This window comes from Neobacillus drentensis, from assembly GCF_036962765.1.
GTDB classification, from domain to species: Bacteria; Bacillota; Bacilli; order Bacillales; family Cytobacillaceae; genus Neobacillus; species Neobacillus drentensis_C.
The window spans coordinates 3,416-7,079 of record NZ_JBALOS010000268.1; the positions used below are offsets into that span (position 1 = coordinate 3,416).

The window sequence follows — 3,664 nt, forward strand, 5'->3', positions numbered from 1 at the left end:
GCGGAAAGCGAAGCGCCTGGAACGGAAATCAACAGGCTAGTTTAACAGAGCCTATAAATAAAAAATGAGAAAAGCTTAGGGTGATTCCTAAGCTTTTCTCATTGCTTCCATCACTTGATTATCTAATTTTTGGGCAGCATTTTTATCATATGTTTTATCATATTGTACCTCAGTGACGATTTTAGAACCATAAAACATGACATCTCTCACCGCTGTAACCTTTACTTGGATTAGTGCGAGCTTTAATGGTACATTCTGAATTCTTTCTTCTTTTAAATGTGCTTCGCCATGAATGGCATATGTAGATTCGTTAGCAATCAAATTAATAACCACTTGATTGTTTTCATTAATATTTTCTAGGATTCTGGAGCGATTATCTACTGCAAAATAGATGGTGCTTTCATCCTTTGCGAGCACCCAAGAAATAGAGCTGACATTAGGCCCGCCTGTTTCGTAATCAACCGTTGCCAATGTCACGAACCGTTCCTTTTGAAGTTCATCATATAAAGGCTTAATTAGCTTTGGTTCTACTTGATTTGCCATTTTTTACATCCCTTTCATTATTCCATGATGCTGTTATAAAAAACAGATATTTTCATATTACTACTATCCCGTGCTTTCATCAATTTATCCAATTGAGGCTCTTTTCGAAAACTTTTTTGCTTTTGGAGCTTAATAAGGGTCAAATAATAAGTTTCTAGGCAATTTTCNNACTTATACGAAAACAACAATCTGTGCGAAAATAGCCCTAATTGATTACCTACAAACTTTCTGCCATGATATACTAGAGTAAATCATTCGGTTATTAGAATTTGATGAAGAGGTGTATTAATGAGAGTTAAATGTGTAATTTGCGATAAAATTGAAGCAATTGAAGATGAATCGTTTGTTGCAAAACGTCTACGCAACCGACCTATCCATACATATATGTGTAAAGAATGCAGTACAAGAATAACGGAAAAAACGAATGCAAGATATGAAACAGGAAATTTCCGTTTATTCCGGCCAAAATCAGAAGAGGATGATTGGTAAAACGAAAACCTCTAGCCCTACGCGTTAGAAATGGACAAAAAACCATCATGCACATTCCTAAGTGGAATGGCATGATGGTTTTTTTATTCTTCTTCAAATGGGTAGTTCTCATACTTTTCAGGTTCTTGATTGATTTGCTGCAACATGACTTCAATTAATTCTCGGGGAAAGCGTGTTTTTTTCGTCTCTTCCCCCTGTTGATAGGAAACATAATACATTACAACATCAGTTGTTACCTCAATGCTTGAAAGGTTAAGTTCAGCTAACATTTCTTCAAATAGGTTTAATGTATCTCGAGCTGCTGTGTCATCAGGCCGCGCGTCGCATACAACCTTAATTGTAAGCCAATTATATAGTGTATCCTGTACGGATTTCATTGTAACTAAACCCCCGTTATTTCGCTTCAGCCTGATGTTTTTTCGTTTGATGTAAGCGTATTTTATAGATGATCAATAACACCGCCGCACCTGCGAGTCCTTCTGCAATCGGTAATGCATAAGAAAAAATCAACATTACGAAGCATCCAATTAATAAGCAAATATAAATCACGATGTTTTTCAAAAGAGGCAATTTTTTTGCAAAGCCTAACTTATATACAATGGCCGCTAAAATTACAATATATAGATACTGTAACCACACAGCGGTTTTTACATCGGTTAGTTCAATGAAAAATCTAAGACTAGGAGAGAATCCTTCCATCTTCTTGCACTCCTTTTACTTAACTCTGTTCAGCATATTTTTTCTTTTTAGCAGCTCTTTCACGTTCATTTTTATCAAGAATTTTCTTACGAAGACGAATTGATTCTGGAGTAACCTCACAATATTCATCTTCATTTAAATATTCTAATGACTCTTCTAATGTCATGATACGCGGTTTTTTAATAACAGAAGTTTGATCTTTGTTCGCTGAACGGACATTTGTCGCCTGTTTCATTTTTGTTATATTAACAGTGATGTCATTTTCACGAGTGTTTTCGCCCACAATCATGCCTTCGTAGATTTCCGTACCCGGCTCAACGAAAATAGTTCCACGGTCTTCTACTTGCATGATACCATATGTCGATGCTTTTCCTGATTCCATTGACACCAGTACACCTTGATGTCTTCCGCCGACTTGACCAGGTAACATTGGCTGATAGCTATCAAAGGTATGATTAATAATTCCATACCCGCGAGTCATTGTTAAGAACTCGGTTGTGTAACCAATTAATCCACGTGCTGGTACGTTAAAAATTAAGCGTACTTGACCTGAACCATTGTTAATCATATCTATCATTTCGCCTTTACGGGCACCAATTGATTCCATAACTGAACCAGTATGTTCTTCTGGTACATCAATTTGAACTCTTTCAACTGGTTCACAGCGAACACCATCAACTTCTTTAACGATAACTTCAGGTTTTGAAACTTGAAGTTCATAACCTTCACGACGCATGTTTTCAATAAGAATTGATAAATGAAGTTCACCACGGCCAGAAACAATCCAAGCATCCGGTGAATCTGTGTTATCAACACGTAAGCTTACGTCAGTTTGCAATTGGGAACGAAGTCTTTCTTCAATCTTTCTTGAAGTTAAATACTTCCCTTCTCTACCTGCAAATGGGCTGTTGTTAACGACGAAAGTCATTTGTAGTGTTGGCTCATCGATTCTTAAAATTGGGAGAGCTTCCTGATGTTCAACAGGACAAACTGTTTCACCAACATTTATATCTTCCATTCCAGAAACAGCAATTAAGTCGCCCGCTTTTGCTTCTTGAATTTCTTGGCGTTTTAAACCAAAGAAACCGAAAATTTTGGTCACACGGAATTGCTTAACGGAACCGTCTAACTTCATTAGTGCAACTTGTTGCCCCACATTCATTGTACCGCGGAAAACACGGCCGATTCCGATCCTACCAACGTAATCATTATAATCAAGAAGAGCCACTTGGAATTGTAACGGATCCTCATGATTATCAACAGGGGCAGGAATGTATTCAACAATCGCATCATACAAGGATTGCATATTTTCATCTTGCTTTTCAGGATCAGTACTTGCTGTACCATTAATCGCTGAAGCATAAATAACTGGGAATTCTAACTGATCTTCAGTTGCTTCAAGTTCGATAAACAAATCAATAACTTCATCAATTACCTCTGCAGGTCTTGCAAAGTCACGGTCAATTTTATTGACAACCACAATTGGAGTTAACTTTTGCTCTAATGCCTTTTTAAGAACAAAACGAGTTTGCGGCATACAGCCTTCATAGGCATCAACAACAAGCAATACCCCATCAACCATTTTCATGATCCGTTCAACTTCTCCGCCAAAATCAGCATGTCCTGGTGTATCTAAAATATTAATTCTTTTATCTTTGTATTGAATAGCCGTGTTTTTCGCCAAAATGGTAATTCCGCGTTCTCTTTCTAAATCATTGGAATCCATTGCACGTTCTTCCACATGCTCGTTAGTACGAAAAGTACCTGATTGTTTTAACAATTGGTCAACCAATGTTGTTTTACCGTGGTCAACGTGGGCAATAATTGCAATATTACGTATATCATCTCTTAATTTCAAACAATTCCACTCCTACCTATATTTTAAAAATAAAACTATTTATAGTTTCTCATTTATAACTAAAACATTATACCA

5 protein-coding genes are annotated in these 3,664 nt (G+C 36.8%); 1 reads left to right on the forward strand and 4 read right to left on the reverse strand.

Features of this window, described 5'->3' with window-relative positions:
• Positions 1-87: 87 nt before the first annotated feature.
• Complete coding sequence (locus tag V7137_RS26120) at positions 88-543, reverse strand: pyridoxamine 5'-phosphate oxidase family protein (RefSeq protein WP_335700779.1); 456 nt, start codon at positions 541-543, stop codon at positions 88-90.
• Positions 544-831: 288 nt separating this feature from the next.
• Here V7137_RS26120 and V7137_RS26125 point away from each other — a divergent pair, with 288 nt between their 5' ends.
• Positions 832-1,032, forward strand: a complete 201-nt coding sequence (locus V7137_RS26125; RefSeq protein ID WP_218345752.1) for a YlaI family protein — start codon at positions 832-834, stop codon at positions 1,030-1,032.
• Positions 1,033-1,115: 83 nt separating this feature from the next.
• On the opposite strand, the gene V7137_RS26130 is transcribed toward V7137_RS26125, so the two are convergent.
• From V7137_RS26130 to typA, 3 genes are read right to left on the reverse strand one after another with little or no spacing between them, the layout of a single operon-like run.
• Complete coding sequence (locus V7137_RS26130) at positions 1,116-1,409, reverse strand: hypothetical protein (RefSeq protein ID WP_218345753.1); 294 nt, start codon at positions 1,407-1,409, stop codon at positions 1,116-1,118.
• 16 nt (positions 1,410-1,425) lie between these two features.
• The gene (locus tag V7137_RS26135) at positions 1,426-1,731 is read right to left on the reverse strand and encodes a YlaH-like family protein (RefSeq protein ID WP_088086255.1); all 306 of its coding nucleotides are present in this window, start codon (positions 1,729-1,731) and stop codon (positions 1,426-1,428) included.
• Positions 1,732-1,750: 19 nt separating this feature from the next.
• On the reverse strand, positions 1,751-3,589 hold the full coding sequence (gene typA, locus V7137_RS26140) for a translational GTPase TypA (RefSeq protein ID WP_218345754.1): 1,839 nt from the start codon (positions 3,587-3,589) through the stop codon (positions 1,751-1,753).
• Positions 3,590-3,664: the final 75 nt, after the last annotated feature.

Coding starts and splice junctions, on each gene's coding strand:
- V7137_RS26120 (WP_335700779.1), bottom strand. CDS start 543: ATGGCAAATCAAGTAGAACCAAAGCTAATTAAGCCTTTATATGATGAA.
- V7137_RS26125 (WP_218345752.1), top strand. CDS start 832: ATGAGAGTTAAATGTGTAATTTGCGATAAAATTGAAGCAATTGAAGAT.
- V7137_RS26130 (WP_218345753.1), bottom strand. CDS start 1,409: ATGAAATCCGTACAGGATACACTATATAATTGGCTTACAATTAAGGTT.
- V7137_RS26135 (WP_088086255.1), bottom strand. CDS start 1,731: ATGGAAGGATTCTCTCCTAGTCTTAGATTTTTCATTGAACTAACCGAT.